Source organism: Lentilactobacillus sp. SPB1-3 (assembly GCF_026913205.2).
In the GTDB taxonomy this organism is placed as follows: Bacteria; Bacillota; Bacilli; order Lactobacillales; family Lactobacillaceae; genus Lentilactobacillus; species Lentilactobacillus terminaliae.
Genome location: NZ_CP168151.1, coordinates 822,226 through 843,365, shown reverse-complemented (window position 1 = coordinate 843,365; position 21,140 = coordinate 822,226). Strand labels below are relative to the sequence as shown.

General features: G+C 38.1%; 20 protein-coding genes. 3 read left to right on the top strand and 17 right to left on the bottom strand.

Annotated features, from left to right (window positions below):
* Positions 1-180 precede the first annotated feature (180 nt).
* The 3 genes from glmM to cdaA are packed head-to-tail and all read right to left on the bottom strand — an operon-like array spanning position 181 to position 3,358.
* On the bottom strand, positions 181-1,527 hold the full coding sequence (gene glmM, locus O0236_RS04205) for a phosphoglucosamine mutase (protein WP_268912866.1): 1,347 nt from the start codon (positions 1,525-1,527) through the stop codon (positions 181-183).
* A 26-nt stretch (positions 1,528-1,553) separates the two neighbouring features.
* A complete protein-coding gene (locus O0236_RS04200) occupies positions 1,554-2,510 on the bottom strand; it encodes a YbbR-like domain-containing protein (protein WP_268912865.1) in 957 nt (318 codons plus the stop codon).
* Positions 2,511-2,512: 2 nt separating this feature from the next.
* A complete protein-coding gene (cdaA, locus tag O0236_RS04195; RefSeq protein WP_268912864.1) occupies positions 2,513-3,358 on the bottom strand; it encodes a diadenylate cyclase CdaA in 846 nt (281 codons plus the stop codon).
* Positions 3,359-3,540: 182 nt separating this feature from the next.
* Between cdaA and O0236_RS04190 the strand changes: the two genes are divergently transcribed.
* Positions 3,541-4,224, top strand: coding sequence for a DUF1361 domain-containing protein (locus tag O0236_RS04190; protein WP_268912863.1), 684 nt, complete (start codon positions 3,541-3,543; stop codon positions 4,222-4,224).
* A gap of 52 nt (positions 4,225-4,276) precedes the next feature.
* On the opposite strand, the gene O0236_RS04185 is transcribed toward O0236_RS04190, so the two are convergent.
* Together O0236_RS04185 and murB are read right to left on the bottom strand one after the other, a co-directional pair.
* The gene (locus tag O0236_RS04185; protein WP_268912862.1) at positions 4,277-6,406 is read right to left on the bottom strand and encodes a cation:proton antiporter; all 2,130 of its coding nucleotides are present in this window, start codon (positions 6,404-6,406) and stop codon (positions 4,277-4,279) included.
* A 15-nt stretch (positions 6,407-6,421) separates the two neighbouring features.
* Positions 6,422-7,312: a UDP-N-acetylmuramate dehydrogenase gene (murB, locus tag O0236_RS04180; RefSeq protein ID WP_268913304.1), complete on the bottom strand. Its 891-nt coding sequence runs from the start codon at positions 7,310-7,312 to the stop codon at positions 6,422-6,424.
* Positions 7,313-7,490: 178 nt separating this feature from the next.
* On the opposite strand from murB, the gene O0236_RS04175 reads away from it, so the two are divergent.
* Positions 7,491-8,024: a 3'-5' exonuclease gene (locus O0236_RS04175; protein ID WP_268912861.1), complete on the top strand. Its 534-nt coding sequence runs from the start codon at positions 7,491-7,493 to the stop codon at positions 8,022-8,024.
* A gap of 47 nt (positions 8,025-8,071) precedes the next feature.
* On the opposite strand, the gene O0236_RS04170 is transcribed toward O0236_RS04175, so the two are convergent.
* The 4 genes from O0236_RS04170 to O0236_RS04155 form a co-directional block, all read right to left on the bottom strand.
* On the bottom strand, positions 8,072-8,563 hold the full coding sequence (locus O0236_RS04170) for a GNAT family N-acetyltransferase (protein WP_268912860.1): 492 nt from the start codon (positions 8,561-8,563) through the stop codon (positions 8,072-8,074).
* Between the two features lie 2 nt (positions 8,564-8,565).
* On the bottom strand, positions 8,566-9,033 hold the full coding sequence (gene tsaE, locus O0236_RS04165; RefSeq protein ID WP_268912859.1) for a tRNA (adenosine(37)-N6)-threonylcarbamoyltransferase complex ATPase subunit type 1 TsaE: 468 nt from the start codon (positions 9,031-9,033) through the stop codon (positions 8,566-8,568).
* 67 nt (positions 9,034-9,100) lie between these two features.
* Positions 9,101-10,084 carry a phosphate acetyltransferase gene (gene pta / locus O0236_RS04160; RefSeq protein WP_268912858.1) on the bottom strand — a complete coding sequence of 328 codons (984 nt, stop codon included), beginning with the start codon at positions 10,082-10,084 and terminating at the stop codon, positions 9,101-9,103.
* A 29-nt stretch (positions 10,085-10,113) separates the two neighbouring features.
* Positions 10,114-10,806 (bottom strand): uracil-DNA glycosylase, encoded by a 693-nt coding sequence (locus O0236_RS04155; RefSeq protein WP_268912857.1) that lies wholly within the window; start codon positions 10,804-10,806, stop codon positions 10,114-10,116.
* 111 nt (positions 10,807-10,917) lie between these two features.
* On the opposite strand from O0236_RS04155, the gene O0236_RS04150 reads away from it, so the two are divergent.
* Complete coding sequence (locus tag O0236_RS04150; RefSeq protein WP_268912856.1) at positions 10,918-11,442, top strand: hypothetical protein; 525 nt, start codon at positions 10,918-10,920, stop codon at positions 11,440-11,442.
* A gap of 57 nt (positions 11,443-11,499) precedes the next feature.
* Here the strand turns inward: O0236_RS04150 and smpB are convergent, their stop codons facing one another.
* The 8 genes from smpB to O0236_RS04110 all read right to left on the bottom strand — a co-directional run bounded on the left by smpB (position 11,500) and on the right by O0236_RS04110 (position 21,053).
* The gene (gene smpB / locus O0236_RS04145) at positions 11,500-11,973 is read right to left on the bottom strand and encodes an SsrA-binding protein SmpB (protein ID WP_268912855.1); all 474 of its coding nucleotides are present in this window, start codon (positions 11,971-11,973) and stop codon (positions 11,500-11,502) included.
* 20 nt (positions 11,974-11,993) lie between these two features.
* Complete coding sequence (gene rnr, locus O0236_RS04140) at positions 11,994-14,357, bottom strand: ribonuclease R (RefSeq protein ID WP_268912854.1); 2,364 nt, start codon at positions 14,355-14,357, stop codon at positions 11,994-11,996.
* A gap of 27 nt (positions 14,358-14,384) precedes the next feature.
* Positions 14,385-15,128, bottom strand: coding sequence for an alpha/beta hydrolase (locus O0236_RS04135; protein ID WP_268912853.1), 744 nt, complete (start codon positions 15,126-15,128; stop codon positions 14,385-14,387).
* 72 nt (positions 15,129-15,200) lie between these two features.
* A complete protein-coding gene (gene secG, locus O0236_RS04130; RefSeq protein WP_268912852.1) occupies positions 15,201-15,437 on the bottom strand; it encodes a preprotein translocase subunit SecG in 237 nt (78 codons plus the stop codon).
* A 277-nt stretch (positions 15,438-15,714) separates the two neighbouring features.
* Positions 15,715-17,427: a hypothetical protein gene (locus O0236_RS04125; RefSeq protein ID WP_268912851.1), complete on the bottom strand. Its 1,713-nt coding sequence runs from the start codon at positions 17,425-17,427 to the stop codon at positions 15,715-15,717.
* Positions 17,428-17,525: 98 nt separating this feature from the next.
* Positions 17,526-18,845 (bottom strand): phosphopyruvate hydratase, encoded by a 1,320-nt coding sequence (gene eno / locus O0236_RS04120; protein ID WP_268912850.1) that lies wholly within the window; start codon positions 18,843-18,845, stop codon positions 17,526-17,528.
* A gap of 104 nt (positions 18,846-18,949) precedes the next feature.
* Complete coding sequence (tpiA, locus tag O0236_RS04115) at positions 18,950-19,708, bottom strand: triose-phosphate isomerase (RefSeq protein ID WP_268912849.1); 759 nt, start codon at positions 19,706-19,708, stop codon at positions 18,950-18,952.
* Positions 19,709-19,838: 130 nt separating this feature from the next.
* A complete protein-coding gene (locus tag O0236_RS04110) occupies positions 19,839-21,053 on the bottom strand; it encodes a phosphoglycerate kinase (protein ID WP_268912848.1) in 1,215 nt (404 codons plus the stop codon).
* Positions 21,054-21,140: the final 87 nt, after the last annotated feature.

Below are 21,140 nucleotides of genomic sequence, written 5' to 3'. Positions count from 1 at the left end.
ACAGAAATATCTATACATATTTAAATAACAGGTTAAATTTACAGGACTTTAAACTAAATGTCAACAATTTATGCTAAATGGTATAGTTCCTATAAAATTGATAATTTGAGCAATAAAATACTCCAAAAATCGCAGTCTTTTGACCACAACCTTTGGAGTATTATTCGATGCAAAATGGTTTTAGATGCCTAACTCAGACTTCACAACATCAGCAATTTCATTAGCATATTTTTCTACCAAGGCCTTAGTTGGTGCTTCAGCCATAACTCTTAATAATGGTTCGGTTCCGCTAGGGCGAACTAATACACGACCGTCACCATTCATTTCATCTTCAACATTAGCAATTGCTTGTTTGATTCTTTCATTTTCCAAAGCATGATTCTTATCACTAACTTTGACATTAATAAGTTCTTGAGGATACTTAGTAACTTCTTCAGCCAGTTCGGAAAGTTTCTTACCAGTAACTTGCATTACAGCTAATAATTGCAAACTAGTAAGCATTCCGTCACCTGTGGTGTTGAAGTCTAAGAACACGATATGACCTGATTGTTCACCACCCAAGTTATATCCATTGGCATTCATTTCTTCAACCACATATCGATCACCAACTTTGGTCTTAACACTGGTTAAGCCATTGCGTTCCATAGCCTTGTACATTCCTAAGTTACTCATAACAGTAGTGACAATCGTGTTTTTCTTTAAACGACCGCGTTCAGCCATGAACTTACCACAAATGTACATAATCTTGTCACCATCAACAATGTGACCATTTTCGTCAACCGCAATACAGCGATCTCCATCACCGTCAAAGGCAATTCCGACTTGAGCACCCTTTTCAACAACAAACTTCTGTAATTGTTCAGGATGAGTTGAACCAACTTCATCATTGATATTTAATCCATCTGGATTAGTAGCCATTGTTTCAAAGTCAATGCCAAGGTCAGCGTATAAACTAGTAACTAGCTTACTTGTGGCACCATTAGCTGAATCGACGCAAACCTTCATCCCTGTTAAATCATCAGAGATAGTTTGTTCAAGAAAATGAATGTATTTTTGACTACCTTCCATGTAGTCGCCAGAAACTCCTAATCCTTGAGCAGAAGGACGAGGAAGTGTATCAACAGGATTCTCTAGAATGGCTTCAATTTCTTCTTCCATGCTGTCTGAAAGCTTGTAACCGTCAGCACCAAAAAACTTAATACCGTTATATTCCACAGGATTATGAGATGCGGTAATCATAACACCAGCATCAGCTTCTTGATTTCTTACCAAGTAAGCCACACCGGGAGTGGTGATCACACCTAGATTTAAAACTTCAATTCCAACTGACAATAAACCAGCAATCAAAGCCTCTTGTAACATTTGACCAGAAATCCTGGTATCTCTTGCAACTAATACTTGAGGTTGTTCGCGTTCTGAATGGCGAGTTAAAACATACCCACCAGCACGACCACACTTGAATGCTAATTCTGGAGTTAGCTCTGAATTAGCTACTCCTCTAACACCATCAGTTCCAAAATACTTCATCAATATTTCCTCATTTCAAATTATAATTATTTTCTTGTAATTTTTACTGAAATCTTGCTAGGATTAAATCCTTTAACGCCATTGAGTTTAGGATCAAGAGTCACTTGTTTAGTTTTAGTGTTCGAAACATCACTTGTGTCTACCTCAACTTCAACTCTGCGGAGCTTTTGTAGCTGCTTAACGCTACCAAAGACTTCGACACGCTTAGTTGGCGTGGATAAGTTAAACTGATCAGTTTGATCCGTAATGCCCTTGCTCTTTAATGATACAGGGACTTCCTTACTGTTACCAGGTGTAATTGGTAAGTTAACATCAGCAGTGGCCGGAGTAATAACTACATTAACCGTATTATTATTCTTATCCAGCGCCTCAATGATTGCCTGACTATTGATAGAAGTCTTTGCATTTTGTGGGACATTCAACTGAGCAGCCACACGGTTGATTTTGTTGATTTCATCAGAAGCACCAGTAATCTTAACGTTTTTCACGTCAGCACTGGCTTTACCTGTCTGATAACCGGGTGCAATGTTATCCTTGGAATAATTAACGTTTAAAGGATACGTCACAGTCTTTCGTGGCTGAATATCAACGGTAATCGTTTCAGGAGCAAAACGATATTTTAGTTCACTATTCAGACCTTCTTGTTGGATACGAACTGTATGCCTTCCGACCGAGAGTTTTGATAAATCAGCAAATGCTTTGAAATTCTGTGTGTTAGCAGTAGTAGTTACTAGAGCTGATGGTCCACTTAAATGAATCCGGACTTTTTCTGGATAACCATTCACAAAATAACGGTTACTGTTAACAGTTAAAGAAAGTGGCACTGAAAATGTCTCAGCTTTATTTGAAGATAATTGAATGATTCTGTTATTTGAATTTGGTGATGTACTGGAATTAGTTCCTTGAACATACGCGAATAACACAATCGTGAAAAATAATGCCATCAATCTGGAGGTCCAGTTACTAAATAAAAATTTTTTCATAACTATTTTTCCCCCTTAAAGTGGGCATCAATAAACTTAGAAACTTCAGTGAATATGTTGCCACGATGATCTGAATCAGGTTCTTCTTTGATCAACTGATCATTGAAATACTTAATATAGTCATCCTGAGTCATACCACGCAAGAGTTCATTGTTTTGAGTAATTGATACTTCACCAGTCTCTTCTGAAATAACAATTGTCATTGCATCAGTTAATTCAGAAATTCCAACGGCCGCACGATGTCGAGTTCCCAATTCCTTAGGAATCAAATTACTTTGTGACAGTGGTAAATAAGCCGCCGCAACTGCCACTCGATTATCTTTAATAATCACAGCCCCGTCATGCAATGGCGTATTAGGAATGAAGATGTTGATCAAAAGTTCACCAGTAACTTCCGCATCAATGTCAATTCCTGTCTCAATGTATTCTTCTAATCCCGTATTCATTTGAATCGTGATCAATGCCCCAATTCGACGCTTAGACATATACTGAATCGCTTTGTCTAGTTCAGTGATCAATTTCTTGGCAGCCTGATTTTCCTTCTTGCCCTTAATAAACAAAGACCCACGACCAAGATGTTCTAGCCCCCGCCTAATTTCTGGCTGGAAAACAACAATGATCGCAATAACTCCCCAACTTAGGACTTGGTCAACCAGCCACGAAACCATTGGAAATCCTGCCCACAAGCTGACCAACTTAACAATGGCAATTACCACGATTCCACGAAGCAATTGGACTGCTTTGGTGCCTCTAACCATCAAAATTAGATAGTAAACCAGGATCCAAACGACTACGAAATCAATTAACCTTGATAAATTTTGTAATGTAAATATCGTAGACCAATCCATTATTTTCTCCTTAAAAATTATTCTTTATTATTATATCATTGACTAACGTTAATCGCCTAATCTCTGATAAATTCTGTAGTTGTTTAAGTAAAATATAAAATAAGCCGATTAGTCCTAAAATTAATGGTAATTATACGAGAAACATAGTTTAATAATAATGATATTAGTAAGGAGGAATTAATTTGAGCACTTTGACTAAATGGGTGATCCGGATAACTGCCGTTATCTGGATGGGCTTTTTATACACTTATCTAAAAAATCCTCCCTTTAACTTTCTAGTTTTAAACACTTTTCTAGCGTTCATTCCCATTGAACTGAGCTTTCACATCGATGAACGAAAGCCTCGCAATCCCATTTTATTTTGGATAATCGTCATTATCTGGTTACTATTTTATCCAAATACTCCTTATTTACTGACCGATTTATTTCACTTATCACTACTCCAACCATACGGCAGTAATGGTTTGCTGAGATTAAATAACTATATGTGGTTTAATTACAGTCTCTTAATGATTTCGACGATTTCGACTTCCCTACTTGGTTTTTGGGGGCTTGATAGAGTTGCGAAGGCAATTGCCGATCGCTTCAGAAGTCATAGTGTAGTATTTACCAACATCATTATTGTTGGATTGACCGTACTTTCATCAATCGGCATCTTTATCGGCCGGTTCTTGAGAATTCACACCATTTACTTGTTCCTCACCCCAGAGCAGTTCATTCAACCACTGTTATCAATGTGGAGTGACAGCGCGCTACTATTTATGTTCCTGCTAACGATTATTCAACTATTGTTCTTCTATTTGATCAAGTTGATTCAATCAAACCACTTCAATGATAATGAATCAAAACCAAAAGATTTAAAATAACCATTAAAAAAAACGTAGAATCAGCTATTCAATAACTGATTCTACGTTTTTTTTAATTTCCAACATCATCTTGGTAATCCATAATCAAGACTGTTTCAGAATAATTAATATACTGTCTAAGTCTGGCGGCCATTCGCCAATCGATTTTACCTTGCTCAAGCAGAGTTTGCACTCCTTCACGTTCTGAAGCCAACGCTTTGATTCTCAAGCGCTGAACCTGTGATTGCAATTTCTCTTTATTATTTAAGACACGGTGCTTAGCCTCTTCAATCTGATTACGATAATGAATGACTAAATGATAAACGGACTGACTATCAAAACGTTCATTTTCAATATCATCCCGATTAAAGTATTCAGACAAAGCTTTAATGGCAGCCTTAGCTTGTTCAATGTGAGCTTTAGATAATTGACTAGCCAACTCAGAATTGGAATTACGGTTAACTAACCAAACAGTTAATGAACGCCTAATTCTACGAATTCGATGCTGGTTATTCAAATTAAAACTAATCTTCGGTCTGTTGCCTTCTGACTTACGCAATCGCTTATCATTTCTTTGCAACTGATCCATGCTGATAAGGTATGCATCTTCAGAGATTTCGTTATCCTCTCGCAACTTATCTAAGGCTTCAAATTCACCATTGATAGCTACTCGACGCAAAGCCATCTCATCTGCGATGATTTTGTTCATATCACGGAGATTATTTTCTTTGATCTCTAAGCGCCTGATCAAGAATTGATAATCTAAAATCAAGTCAAAGGCAGCTTGCTGATTTTCAGGTCGACGACTCTCTTCCACACTATTAATGGCTAATTTCATTATATAGATTCGTGCCTGTTCCTCAGTGATGTACTGAGAATTCTCCGAATCTTCGTCACTAGTTTCTTCGTCATCGTCCATACTATTGTCAGAATTAGATCCTCGAGTAATTAGTGGTGACCTGTTCTTTGAAACCAATGGCAACGTAATCGTGGCCACAATCAAACTAATAATAATAACAAAGGCAGCCACAAAAAGTGCTAAGGAACGAGATGGGAATCTTGCTCCACCATCGATCACGGTTGGAATCGAAATGACACCAGCCATAGTAACCGCTCCCCGAACTCCAGAAAGTCCGGCAATTACAGCTGCCTTAAGTGGTGACATTGAATTTTTGCCGTGCGTGATAGCTGTACCAAACACCTGGTACAAATAAATCCAAGCGACTCGAATGATCAATAAAATCAACCAGGCAACAAAGGATATCCATATTGCATGAAATGTATTGATGTTATCGTTTTGAATAATCTCAGTTGTCGCAATTGGCAACTCAATTCCCAAGATAACAAAAACCATCCCGTTAAGCATATAAATAATGATATCCCAGGTCTTTTCACTAACTATAGTCAGCTCAGGTTGACTATAATCGGTAATTCCACCGAAGAAATGAAATAAGATTCCGGCAACAACGACTGCAATAACTCCTGAAGCATGAAATCCTTCTTCAGTAATCATATAGATTCCAAATGGCGTTAACACTTGCAAGATCGTATTAAATATTACATCACTGATTCCTTGTCTAAATAACCAGTTCTGCAATAAAATAACCAAACCGATTAAGACAGCTCCACTAATACAGCCGATAATACTGATATACAGAAAGTCTAACGTGGCATTTTGAATTGAAAACACGCCAGTCACAGTCGCGGCGACTGCATATTTAAACGCAATTAGGCCTGATGCATCATTGATCAGACTTTCACCACTAACAATGTGTAATACACCTTCTGGTAAAGATACTCGCTTAGAAATGGACTGCACGGCCACTGGATCAGTCGGCGATAAAATCGCAGCTAACGCGAAGCTAACCGACATTGGCATCGTGGGAATAATAGCATGGAACAACAGTCCACCTAATAAAGTGGTCAAAAAGACTAAGACAACTGCGTTACCAAGAATCGGCCCCCGCAGTTTCCATAATTCTCTTTTAGGAAACCTTCGACCATCATTGAACAACAACGGCGCAATAAACAGCAGCATGAACCAATCAGTTCTTAACGGAATGGAAACATGCATGAAGATTGCGGCGCAAAGTCCAAAAAACACCTGAATCAAACTAACAGGGATCGAAGGAATAAAGTGGTCTAATACATTGGAGAGTAAAACTACTCCGATTAATAATATGACTGCTTCAAGTATGTGCAATTAACATCCTCCTTATTACTCATTATCACCAATAATACGCACCTCAGTCTCCAAGCTGACACCGAATTTATCCAATACGGTCGCTTGAACATGCTTAATGACATTTAAATAATCGGATGCAGTTGCATGATCTACGTTAACAATAAAGCCAGCATGTTTTTTAGACACTTGAGCGCCACCGATTTGAAATCCTTGTAAACCAGAGTCGTGAATTAACTTACCAGCAAAATATCCTTCTGGTCGTTTAAAAACGCTACCACATGAAGGCAAATCTAATGGTTGTTTTGCTGCTCTTAGTTCATTTAAATGATCCATTTCTTTTTGGATCTTTTCTCGACTACCATGTCTTAATTCAAAGGTGGCAGCAAGCACGATTTGGTTATTCTCTTGCACACTGCAGTGTCGATAGCCAAAATCAAGTTCCTGCTTATCGAGATGTAATACCTGATTGTCACGGGTCAAAACATCAGCAGCAACCACTACGTCGTCAACAGAGCCACCATATGCTCCGGCGTTCATAAACACGGCACCACCGATGCTTCCAGGAATACCTGCAGCAAATTCGATGCCGCTTAAAGAATTGGCTTGAGCAACTTTAGTGGTTTCAATAAATGCGGCTCCTGCTTGAGCAACCACAATATTTTCGTGAACCGTAATCTTATTCATTTTGGTAAGAATTAAAGTTAAACCACGAATTCCACCATCTCTTACGATTAAATTACTGGCATTACCAATAACTGTGATGGACATTAACTTATCATTGGCGTATGCCACTAGGGCCTTAATTTGATCAACAGACTCAGGAAATGCTAATACATCAGCCTTACCACCGGTTTTAGTATTAGTATATTTAGATAATGGTTCATCTAAAAAAATATCCATTTTTTCTGCAAATTTTGTCTGCATTTCTATATAATTTTTCATATAGTCAATTCCTCATTCCGAATACATATGTAAATATATTGTAACATGAAATAACCTATTTTCATCTGGTAAGCTAGTTCTCAGTGCAATTAAGCAGCTAAACTAATTGCATCTTCGAGTAATTCCCATTACAATTAAGAACATTAATTGAGGTGAAAATATGAACTTTGTTGCATTTGATTTTGAAACTGCCAATCGACAACGAGCTAGTGCTTGTTCACTGGCCTTAACTGTCGTTCGCGACAACCAAATCGCTGACCAATTTTATTCATTGATCAATCCTGAAGTGGATTTTGATTGGCGAAATACCCAGATTCACGGATTAACTGCTGCCGATGTCCGGGACGCCCCTAATTTCAAAGAACTCTGGGAACACATCAGCGATATCTTCAAAACTAATCGTTTAGTTGTCGCTCACAACGCATCTTTTGATAATAGTGTGCTCAAAAGAAGTCTGGAAAGATATGGCATTGATCAACCACATTACATGTCATTAGACACTTTAAGAACTTCAAAGAAATTCTACCCAACGTTAGAGAATCATAAGCTTAACACCTTATGTGATGAGTTCAATATTCCATTGGAACATCATCATAATGCCCTGGATGACAGTATTGCTTGTGCCAATATATTGTTATATGAACAACAACACTTTGGTAACCAAGCATTATTACCATTTGTTAAAACAATCTAATTTATATCCACATAAAAAGCCTATCGAACAGTCGATAGGCTTTTTATTTATTCTTCTGATGTTGCAATTTCCATGTAAACTGCGGGTCGCTCATCAATAGTGATATCAGTCATCACCTTAAACCCATACTTTTCATAGATGTGAATAGCAGGTGCATTGTCCTTAAATACCGTCAAAGCTAGTTTATCCAAGTTCGAATACTCAATAGACCATTCAATTGCCATTTCTACTAAGTTAGAACCAATCTGATATCCTTGAAATTCTGATAGCACGGCAACGCCAAGTTCCCCGATCCCTTTTTTCAAGAACTCAACTGTTACGATACCGATCAGTTCATCCCCTAACGTGGACACGGCCATCAAACTACTTCTTGATAAACTGATCAATGAAATCATCTTCGCTTCATCTTCGACAGTCAAAGAATCCAGGTCGGAATCCACGACAAACGTGTCTGATTCAGTCTTTAATTTCTTTAATAATTCGATTACCGCTGCAGCATCGCTTTCACCCGCTAATCGAAAATCAACTTCTTCAGCCATGTTTAATCTCCTAAAATCTGGTCAATAATTTGGTTATACCGATCATTGGTTCCAGTAAATGTTAATTCTCGCTTATTGTCAGCTTCATTATCTAATCGCTGAAAACTAATTTTTAAATAGTCATCAGGTAGAGTATCCTCAACGAATTGTGACCATTCAACTACACTCACACCATCGCCTTCAAAATACTCATCCAGTCCGAGTTCATCACCGCTACCATCCTCTAAACGATAAACATCCATATGATATAGAGGGAGTCTACCACCAGAGTATTCTCGAATGATCGTAAAGGTTGGGCTCTTAATAGATCGCTTGATTCCTAAGCCCTCACCCAGTCCCTTAGTGAAGGTGGTTTTACCAGCACCTAAATCACCATCTAATAAAATGACATCACCCGGCGACAACAGCGTGGCTAATTTTTTACCAATTCGCATAGTTTCCTCAGCCGATTCAACTTTTACTGATTGCAAATTCAATTCCTCCCGTAAAATCAAAGGATTGCGGCAATAGCTTACCGCAATCCCTTAATTCTTATAATTAATCGTTAGTTAATGATTGAGCAGCAGTGATAATTGATACCTTGTAAATATCTTCTTCATTACTACCACGTGATAAGTCTGATACTGGTTTGTTTAAACCTTGTAAGATAGGACCAATGGCTTCAAAGCCACCAAATCTTTGAGCAATTTTATAACCAATGTTTCCTGATTGAAGTTCAGGGAAGATAAAGACATTCGCATGGCCAGCAACCTTTGAGTCAGGAGCTTTCTTAGCTCCAACTTCAGGAACGAAAGCAGCATCGAATTGTAATTCACCATCGATTGGTAAATCTGGAGCTGTTTCATTAGCAATCTTAGTTGCTTCTTGAACCTTGGTTACCATGTCACCCTTAGCTGATCCTTTAGTTGAGAAGCTAAGCAATGCAACCTTTGGATCAATATCAAATGTCTTAGCAACTTTTGCACTTTCAACCGCAACTTCTGCCATTTGTTCAGCATTTAATTCAATGTTGATAGCACAGTCAGCGAATAAGTAGCGTTCGTCATCACGTTGCATGATGAATGAACCACTAATTAGTTTAACACCTGGTTTAGTTTTAATAATTTGTAATGCAGGACGAACAGTATCCCCTGTTGGGTGGTTAGCGCCTGAAACCATGCCGTCAACTTTATCCAAATATACCATGGTAGTACCAAAGTAGTTAGGATCATTTAACCATTGACGAGCTTTGTCAGCATCAGTTTTACCCTTACGACGTTCAACGATGGCATTTACCATTTGGTCAATTACATCTTGAGGTTGATTTAAATAGTCAACAACTTCCACACCATCTAGGTCAACATCTAATTGATTAGCCAATTTAGATACTTCATCATTTGAACCTAAAATAACTGGTCGAATTAATGAATCATGGGCCAAGCGAGCAGTTGCCTTGATTACCCGTTCATCATTACCTTCAGGAAATACAATTCTAATTTGTTTACCTTGAATCTTTTGTTTAAGACTTTCAAATAATTCCATCATTATTCCTCCAATTAATGTAATTGAACCTAGGTTAGTTGGTTAACATTTTCAGGTAGTTGCCAGTCAATCGGTTCCTCACCCATAGCAATTAAAGCTTCATTAGTTTTAGAGAATGGTTTTGAACCAAGGAAACCCCGACTTGCTGATAATGGACTAGGATGAGCCGATTGAATAACGATATTCGTATCTGTATCAATCAACGAAATCTTATCTCTAGCAGCTCGTCCCCAAAGAATGAAGACCACCGGCTGATCGCGTTCGGATAATTTTCTAATCGCTGCATCTGTTAATTGTTCCCAACCTTTACCTTTATGAGAGAAGGCCTGGCCGTTCCTGACAGTTAGCACCGAATTAAGCATCAAGACACCTTGTTCCGCCCATTTCGTGAGATAACCATGATTAACTGGTTTGATGCCTAAATCAGATTGCAATTCCTTATAAATATTTCTTAGCGATGGTGGCACTTTGACCCCTGGCAAAACCGAGAAACTTAAACCGTGAGCCTGATTAGGTTCATGGTATGGGTCTTGTCCAAGAATGACCACCTTAACCTTACTAAAAGGGGTTAATTTAAAAGCTTCGAAAATATTATCCATATCTGGATGAATAAATTGCGTCTGATATTCAGAGACTAAAAATTTGCGGAGTTGTTGATAATATTCCTTCTCAAATTCCGGCTCTAAAACATCCCACCAATCATTTTTGATAAACGGTTTCATTCCTAACACCTCAACATTTATTTTACCATACCGAAAGTTAAATAACATTCAGTAATCAATTATTGCCCAACGTGTTAAAATGAATTTAAAGTACTGTAAAGGGATAATGCTATGGCAAGAAAAATTCAAATCAACGTGTCAGAGCTTGAACGATCACACGCTACTAAGGTTATCAATGAATCTAGTAACAAACAATACTTAATCGTCGGCCGCTGGGGACTAGTTTCTGATAGTTACTCAGTTTATTCAACGAGCGGCGAATTATTGATTGAAATCAAACAAAAAACTTTGGGAACTAACCCGCAATTTGATATTTGGTACTTGGATGAGCTTATTGGATCATCCCTCATCCACCTATCATTCCACTATTCCACTATTTATATTAAACAGTTAAATTGGCTGATTGTCGGTAACGAAATCAAGCAGAATTACATGATTATCAAAAACCGTAGCCGAATCGGCACCGTCCACTCGTTTAATACCCGTGGCGACGTCGTGCGAATCATCAATACTGAGAATCAAACTGATGAACCAATTCTCGTTGCGATTGCTGCAATCCTAAATCACCCAGTTACTACTGGTCAGTTACATGTATCAAAAAATCCATTTAAAAATTTCACGCCAACAATTGGATAAGTTAATTCGTATTTTCAAAAAAAGAGGCCGATTCATTCGAATCGGTCTCTTTTTGTATTAATAATGTTTCATAACCCGCTCAATTTGCCGATCCTGTTCGCGACGTTTAAGAGTTTCACGCTTATCATATTCTTTTTTACCTTTAGCAACGCCAATTAGAACTTTAGCGAAACCATTCTTAAGATAAACCTTCAATGGTACGATTGTGACCCCTTTGTCTGAAGATGCACCAGCTAATCGTTTAATTTCCTTTTTATGAAGCAGTAACTTACGGTTTCTCAAAGGATCATGGTTAAACTGATTTCCATTAGTATATTCACTAATGTGAACATTCATCATGAAAGCTTCACCATTTTTAATTTGCACAAATCCATCTTTCAAATTTAATCGCCGTTCACGAATTGACTTAATCTCTGTTCCAGTCAATACGACACCAGCTTCATAAGTTTCCATAATGGAATAATCATGGCGGGCCTTCTTATTTTGAGCCATTAGATTATCGTCATTTTTTTTGGTTTTTTTCTTAACCATAATCTCACCTCATGATTTTTTTAGTGCTTACGATTGTTATTATTGTTGCTTGAACGATGGCCTGAACCACGATTATTACTGTTGTTGCGGCTATTATTGTTACGACCATTTCGATTATTGCTACTATTACGATTACCGTTGTGGTTGTTACCACCGCCATTTTGACGATTGCCACCACGATAATTATCGTTATGACGACGCTTAGGTAACATGTCACTCGTAGGAGTGTTTTCTGGATCAACGATATCAAAGTCGACGGCACTTTGTTCTACGTCAACGTTAATAACCTTAACTCTGATTGGTTGACCCATCTTGTACGTTCTACGAGTATTCCGACCAACTAAAGCCATGAACTGTTCAACATATTCATAATAGTCATCATTCATCCGACTGATATGAACAAGTCCTTCAACAGTATTAGGAAGCTCAACGAACATACCGAATTTAAGAACTGAACTAATGACCGCATCAAACTCTTCGCCAACGTGATCGTTCATGTATTCTGCCTTCTTCATGGCATCAGTATCTCGTTCAGCATCGATTGCTCGACGTTCATACTCAGAAGTAGTCACAGCAACTTCATCAAGAACATTGGCAAACTTTTGCTTAGTTTGTTCGTTAACACCATTTTCTTCATAGTAATGAATCATTCGGTGAACCATAGTATCTGGGTAACGTCTGATTGGTGAAGTAAAGTGAGTGTAATAAGGAGCAGCCAAACCAAAGTGCCCAAGTGATTGATCAGAGTACTTAGCTTGTTTCAAACTTCTTAGTAACATAACTGAAACCATTGTTTCCTCTGGTTTACCAGCAACTTGCTTCAAGACATTTTGCAATGTCTTTGGTTGGATATGTTCAGGATCACCCTTAACGTTGATACCAAATGCAGTAAGAGTCTCAAAGAATGTCTTGATTCTATCAGCATCGGGAGTTTCATGGACCCGGTATAGGAATGGAACGTGTTGTTCAAAGTAATGTTGAGCAACAGTTTCATTAGCAGCTAACATGAATGATTCAATCATTCTTTCAGCTAAACCACGAACACGAACCTTAATGTCGATTGGGTGGCCCTTTTCATCAACTATGATTTCTGCTTCATGATCATCAAAGTCAATGGCACCGTGATTCTTACGATTTTTAGCCAAGATTCGGTGTAAATCACCCATTTGTTCAAACATTGGTACCAATTCTTCGTATTGATCCATGGCCTTTTCATCATGGGCCTCTAAAATTTGGTTAACCGCAGTATAAGTCATCCGAGCCTTAGATCTCATCAAACTTGGATGAATCCGATGCTTAATAACGTTACCAGATTGGTCAATTTCCATTTCACAACTCATACAAAGTCTTAATTCGCCTTCGTTAAGTGAACAGATACCATTAGATAATCTTCTAGGAAGCATTGGAATAACTCGGTCAGTCAAATAAACTGAAGTTCCGCGTCTAAATGCTTCTTTATCTAGTGGGCTACCTGGAGTGACATAGTGACTAACATCGGCAATATGAACACCTAAATGGTAGTTACCGTTTGGTAATTGCCAAACAGTTACTGCATCATCTAAATCCTTTGAAGATTCGCCATCGATAGTAACCAATGTTTGGTCAGTGATGTCTTCACGACCAATTTTTTCTTCCTCAGTAACGTGATCTGGAATAGCATTAGCTGCTTCTGTAACTTCTTCAGGGAATTCAGCTGGAATGTCATGAGCATAAACTACCTGTAAGATATCGATTCCTGGGTCATCAACTGATCCAATAACCTTTTCGGCAATCCCCACCATATAGTCTGGATGACTAGCATTAGGATATTCAACTATTTGAGCCGTTACCACTTCACCTGGAGTTGGTTTGATACCAACATCGTTAATATAAAACTTGTACTTAGCGATTTTTTTGTCAGTTAATTTAACTTCACCATAATAACCATGGTCATCATCTGGCTTTGAGAAGCCACCAACTACTGACTTGTATTTATGATCTACAATCGCAGTAACTTTACCTTCTGGTCCCTTAGATTGGTCGGCAGAAGCTGGACGAACGATTTCAATCTCAACTGTGTCGCCATTAAGAGCCATCATAGTATTGTCTGGAGCGATATAAGCATCTGGTTCAACTTCGTCATAAGCGACGAAACCAAATCCTTTATCATTAGCATGGAACACCCCAGTTAATTTACGCTTCTCTGGATTAAGTTGGAACTTACCATCGAGGGTAACTGAAGCAACCTTTTCTCTCTCTAAGATAGCTAATTCTTGGACAATTAATTTAAATGCTGCTGAACCATGATATTTTAAGATATCAGCAACTTCTTCTACAGAAAACGACTTGTCAGGATGACCGACAAGCACGTTAGCAATTTCATTTTTTAATTCGTTATCTTGCAAAATTTATTCCTCAATTTACTTTTTAATTTAGTATATTCTATTCAAAAATGACTTCAAATCGGTTTCTAAATCTGCGTGAGCAGAATTAACCGTAATCATGTGGCTGGCATCAGGATACTCATGAAAATCAACTTGGCTGTTGATTAGTTTTTCCTGAATGCGTTGACCACTTTGAGAATCAACCATTTCATCTGCTAATCCTTGACCAATAAAGTACGGCTGATGAATCTTTGCAAGGTCCTCCGCTACTCCATTTGCGAAATCATTGATTTCATCTAGCAACGGGTCGATATTATCATCAAGCCACTGTACCTTATTTTTTATTGTACCTTCATCCACCTTAAACTGGCGATAATTAGCAACTGCCATTTGTAAAAATGTCGACCTGACATTATCAGAACGTCCATTACGAACGATTGGGGATCCAAAAGAACCACCACCAACCAATTCAGGGTACATTTCTAAAGCTTTAGCGGCAAAAATACCGCCCAAAGAAATTCCAAAAATACTAATTTCGGTCTTTCCCTTAGCCTTAACAAACTCAATCGCATTAACTACATCTTGCCACCATTTCTCTGGTGAACCATCGGTAATGATATCCGTAAAGTCCGCGGTACCATGACCTGTAAATAATGGCGCATAAATTGAATAATTCTCCTTCTCTAGTCTCCGAGCTAATAATCTAACATCAACCGGACTACTAGCGAAGGCATGAAGTAAAATAATCGCTTTATTTCCATGATCAAAATAGAATGTTCCAATTTGAGCCATCTACTTCATCTCCAATTACCATTTACCGCCATTATAATAAAAAACCTCCTGCATTTAAACAGGAGGAAGTTTTTAGTGTGAAGAAACCCACACTAAAGCTAGTGAAAGTGCAAAGAAAATAATGCCTAAACCTAAAGTGGTTCTTTGCATGAAAGCTTCGAATCCACGAGGCTTCTGCTTAGCAAATAAATCATCTGCACCACCAGTTAATGCAGACATTGCATCATTAGTCTTTGATGGTTGCATCAAAACTGCAATTGTAATTAAGACACAATCAATTATCAATAGTGTTAATAAAAAATTATACACGTGATAGCCTCCTACCAATTCGCTCGGCTTATAGTACTTATACTACATTATCATAATACCAATTAATATGCTAGCAAAACATTGCCGTATAATCGACCATAAATACTATGAACAGCCGATTAGCAATCATTATCAGTAATTATAATAAATAGAAAATGCCTGCCGTTAATATTGTATCACTTGATAGAAAAACTCACTATACAATCCACTAATTTAACCAACGTTTACTATTTGAATCATTGTAACTTAATTAATTGCCTGTCCCTTGATCAAGTCATTATCGTGATCTGTGTCTATTAGTTTTAACGCGCTTTGTCATCCCATGTTTCTTATTATTCTTATGAATTTTAGCCTTATTTTTTTTATTGGATTTCTTAACCATTTTTTTAACGGTTTTCTTAGAACTTCTCTTGACTCTTCTACCATTTTTCTTATTACTTTTCTTAGATTTTTTATTCATCCGAGAAGTCTTTTTGACCTTAGCTTTACCCTTCTTCAACTTTTCATAATGAACTTGATATTCAACAAGATCATTATCCATAATCGTCATTTCAATTGAGCCATCTAAAGTTCGATAACCTGCAATCTTATTAGGCGTGTAGCTGAAGTGACTACCAACGGTTGAAGTAAACTTCAATTGATGTAGCATCTTTCCACGTTCATCTAAGGCGGTGATCAATACGTTAATTGATTTAGGTGCATAAATTAAGTTTAATTCTTGGTTTCTAAATTCAGTGGCTACCAAATTATATCCTGGGATGTTAAATGAAAAATGATTACCTTGAGCAGTCGAATTGACTACCCGATTAAACAAAACTTGTCCTTGAGTTGTTTTACCAACAATTCGGTAATCGATATTATTTTTCGCCGGTTGGTTACTGATGTTGGCATTAGTTGAAATAATCTGAGAACTGTTGTTATCAGTTTGGACAGTATGGTCTTGTGTGCTGTTATTTAAATCAGTTTGAGTTGCAGAATCCTTTTTGTCTCCATTAATTGCCTCTGCTTGGGTGCCTTCGTCGACAGTTTGTTTATTGCCGTCTACCTGTGTGTCTTCAGTAACTGTTTCCTTGGTATCGTCTGATTGAGTGCCTTCAGTAACTGTTTCTTTAGCATCATCTGCTTGAGTGCCTTCAGTAACTGTTTCCTTGGTATCGTCTGCTTGAGTGCCTTCAGTAACTGTTTCCTTGGTATCGTCTGCTTGAGTGCCTTCAGTAACTGTTTCTTTAGCATCATCTGCTTGAGTGCCCTCGGCAACTGTTTCCTTAGTATCATCAGCATGATTTCCCTCATCAACCGTTTCACTATTATCAGTTGGTTGGGTTCCCTCATCCTTTGAACCATTATCATGAGATGCTTGATCGTTATCGTTATCTGAATTTTTGCCAGTTGATTGATCATCATTCACATTAGTATCGGAATCATTAGTACCCTTATCTTCACTTGATCGATAAACCAATGTTAATTCTTTTTCAGAGCTATCAATCTTAGTTGGTAGTTCTTCTTGGTTAATCAACGTATATCCTGAAATATTAGTTTGCTCAGGCAAAATGATTTTACCGTTAATTCTCCCTTTAGTTAACACGATTGGTTTGGCAATTTCTTGTCCTGATTCGTCAACCAATTTTAGTGTTATCTTGGCGTGGGGTAAGGTTAAATCTCTCCTAACTACGGCAAATCTTCCTTCAACCTTGGTTACTGTGATTGGCTCCTGAGTTAAAAGAATCCAACCATTATTGTCCTTAGACACAGGACTTACTTTGGCACCCATTCTGGTTTTAATACTACTATCCGTTGGTTTATGATCCACTTCTTCACGAGTACCATCAGTATTATCAATAAAGTAATAATTGTCCCATCTGACAGTTAAATTGTCTTGTTCAGCCGAATTGGCTACCGGATAGATAGTATCAGCCAACACCGGTTGGACAGTCGTCATTACCATGGACATTGACATGATTCCCACAGACATTAAAGCAAATTTTTTCATTAAAAAACCTCCATTTGTGTATTCAATTGTTAAATACGCAAACGGAGGTAATTAATTTTTTAAATAAAAAAAGCCGTCATTCGACGACTTCTTTATTATTACTTGCTTTGGATGTTTTGACGAGCATCAGCCTTCAAGTTGTAGAAAGCATTAATACCCTTGTATTCAGCAACATCACCAAGTTGATCTTCAATTCTCATCAATTGGTTGTACTTAGCGATACGTTCGCCACGGCTCATTGAACCAGTCTTAATTTGACCAGCGTTCAATGCAACAACTAAGTCAGAGATTGTAGTATCTTCAGTTTCACCTGAACGGTGAGAGATGATAGCTGTGTATCCAGCTTCTTTAGCCATTTCAACAGCGTTAACTGTTTCAGTTAAAGTACCGATTTGGTTAAGCTTGATTAGGATAGCGTTAGCAACGCCACTGTCGATTCCCTTTTTAAGGTAGTCAGTGTTAGTAACGAACAAGTCATCACCAACGATTTGAACTTTCTTGCCAAGGCGTTCAGTAGCCATTTGCCAATCAGCCCATTCGTTTTCGTCCAATGGGTCTTCGATTGAGATAACTGGGTACTTGTCAACGATTTCTTCAAGTAAACCAACGAATTCGTCAGCAGAGTATGACTTGCCATCACCGACTAAGTCGTACTTCTTAGTTTCAGTGTTGTAGAATTCTGATGCAGCACAGTCAAAGGCAATAGCAATGTCTTTACCTGGTTTGTAACCTGCACGAGTAATTGCTTCAACTAAGATTTCAAATGGTTCTTCGTTGTTCTTCAAGTCAGGAGCGAATCCACCTTCGTCACCAACAGCAGTTGAGTAACCGCGTTCGTTCAAAAGGTTCTTCAAGTTATGGAATGTTTCTGAACTCCAACGAATTGCTTCTTTGATGCTTGGTGCACCAACAGGCATAATCATGAATTCTTGGAAGTCAACCTTGTTGTTAGCATGCTTACCACCATTAATAACGTTAAGCATTGGTGTTGGTAAAGTATGACCATTGAAGCCACCAAGGTAGTTGTACAAAGGAACTTCAAGTTCATCAGCAGCAGCACGAGCAGCAGCTAAAGAAACACCCAAGATTGCGTTAGCACCCAATTTACCTTTGTTTGGAGTACCATCTAATTCGATCATTGCTTTATCAATAGCTAATTGATCAGTTACATCGTAACCAACAATTTCCTTAGCGATAATGTTATTTACATTGTCAACGGCTTTTTGAACGCCTTTGCCCATGTAACGGTCCTTATCACCATCACGAAGTTCAACTGCTTCGTGTTCACCAGTAGAAGCACCTGAAGGAACGATTCCGCGACCCATTGCACCTGCTTCAGTATACAATTCAACTTCAACAGTTGGGTTACCACGTGAATCAAGGACTTCACGAGCATAAATATCAGAAATAATTGACATGTTTTTTCTCTCCTTAACGAAAGTTGTGACCTTTTATACAAGGTTCTACTCAATTCTATTAGTTTATCAGCAAAGTTTCAATATAAAAATTCCTAACTATCTCACTATTTTTTAAGAAAGTTGGCTAAATTTAAAAATGACTCCGGTTTCAAGCTAGCACCGCCGGCCAAAACACCATCAATATCATTTTGTTCCAAAATATCAGCAGCATTTTCATCGTTAACACTACCACCGTACAAAACTCTCACATCGTTAGCTAAATCATCAGAATATAAGTCAGCGATTGTTTGCCGAATTAGATAACAACCCTCTTCAGCTTCAGATGCGCTGGCAATATTACCACTACCGATAGCCCAACTAGGTTCATATGCGACGATAATTGAACGAGCTTGATCCTCAGTTACTCCCTTAAGAGCATTAGTCACCTGACTAACAACCCAAGAAATTCTGTCTGGGGATTCACGACGGCTCATTGTTTCATCACAGCAAACAATTGGAATTAATCCATTTCTAAAAGCAGCATGGACCTTTTTATTGATGATGTCATCAGTCTCTTTAAAATACTTGCGTCGCTCTGAATGACCAATGATCACATGAGTTACGCCCATTTTTGCCAAGGCTAATGGACTGGTTTCACCAGTATAAGCTCCACTATCTTCATAAAAACAATTTTCTGCAGCGACAATCAGTGGCATATCTCCACTATTTTCGACCATGCTTTCCAAGAAAAGTGGTGATGCAGCAATTGCTGTTTCGGTTTCTGAAGGATCTGGTAACTTACCGGATAATTGATGCAAAAAATCTACTGCTTCTTTAACGGAAAGATTCATCTTCCAATTTCCCGCAATAAACGGTGTTCTCATTACTTGATCAGTCCCTTATACATTAGTTACTGCCATTGTACCTAATATTTGCTATCAAAGCCACAAATAAACATATACCAATTCTTAGAATACAAAAAAAGACCCAGCAAAATTGCCAGGTCTTTCAGTATTACTTGTTATCAATTGCAGCGATACCAGGAAGAGTCTTACCTTCAAGGTATTCAAGAGAAGCTCCACCACCAGTTGAGATATGTGTCAACTTGTCAGAAACTCCTAATTGCTTAACAGCAGCAGTTGAGTCACCACCACCAACAATTGTAGTAGCATCAGTTAAGCTACCAAGGTATTCACCAATTTCAAGGGTACCCTTAGCAAAGTTAGACATTTCGAACACACCCATAGGTCCGTTCCAAACAACTGTCTTAGCATCTTTAAGGACTGCTTTGAATTCTTCAACAGACTTAGGACCAATATCCAAAGCCATCCAACCATCATCAATGTCGCCTTCAACGACTTTGTGATCAGCATCGTTGCTGAAGCTTGTAGCAACAACGTTATCAGAAGGGAGAACGATCTTGTCGCCACCCTTTTCTAAGATGCTCTTAGCAACATCGATCTTGTCTTCTTCAACAAGTGAGTTACCAATCTTAATGCCCTTAGCAGCGTAGAATGTGTAAGTCATTCCACCACCGATAATGATCTTGTCAGCTTTATCAAGTAAGTTATCGATAACACCAATCTTATCAGAAACCTTAGCACCACCCAAAATAGCAACAAATGGGCGTTTTGGTGCGTTAACAGCTTCACCTAAGAATTGGATTTCTTTTTCCATCAAGAAACCAGCAGCAACTGGCTTACCTGCTTTGTGCATTGCTTCAGCAATACCGGCGTTTGAGGCATGTGATCTGTGAGCAGTACCAAAGGCATCGTTGACAAATTCATCACCTAATGAAGCCCAGTATTCACCTAATTTAGGATCGTTACCAGATTCACGCTTTACGTATTCACCGTTAACAACATCTTCAAAACGAGTGTTTTCAAATAAGAGAACACTACCGTTGTCCATCTTAGCAATGGCGTCTTCAAGTTGTGCACCTTCAGTAACAGGTACAAAGATAACAGGCTTGTTTAACAAGTTTGAAAGTCTTTCTGCGACTGGACGCATTGAAAGGTCTTTCTTGTCATCTTCAGATTTGATACGGCCAAGGTGAGAGAACAAGATTGCTTTTCCACCATGATCTAATACAAAGTTAATTGTTGGTAATGCAGCTTGGATACGGTTATCGTCACCAATAACACCGTCTTTAATTGGAACGTTAAAATCAACCCGCATTAATACTTTTTTGCCTTCAAGTTCAAGGTCAGAAACTGTAAGTTTTGCCAATTGAGTAACCTCCTGATTTTATAAATTATTTTTTGTATGGTAATAAAAAACGGAGAAGAAGTTCTCCTCCGTTAATATTGTACAACT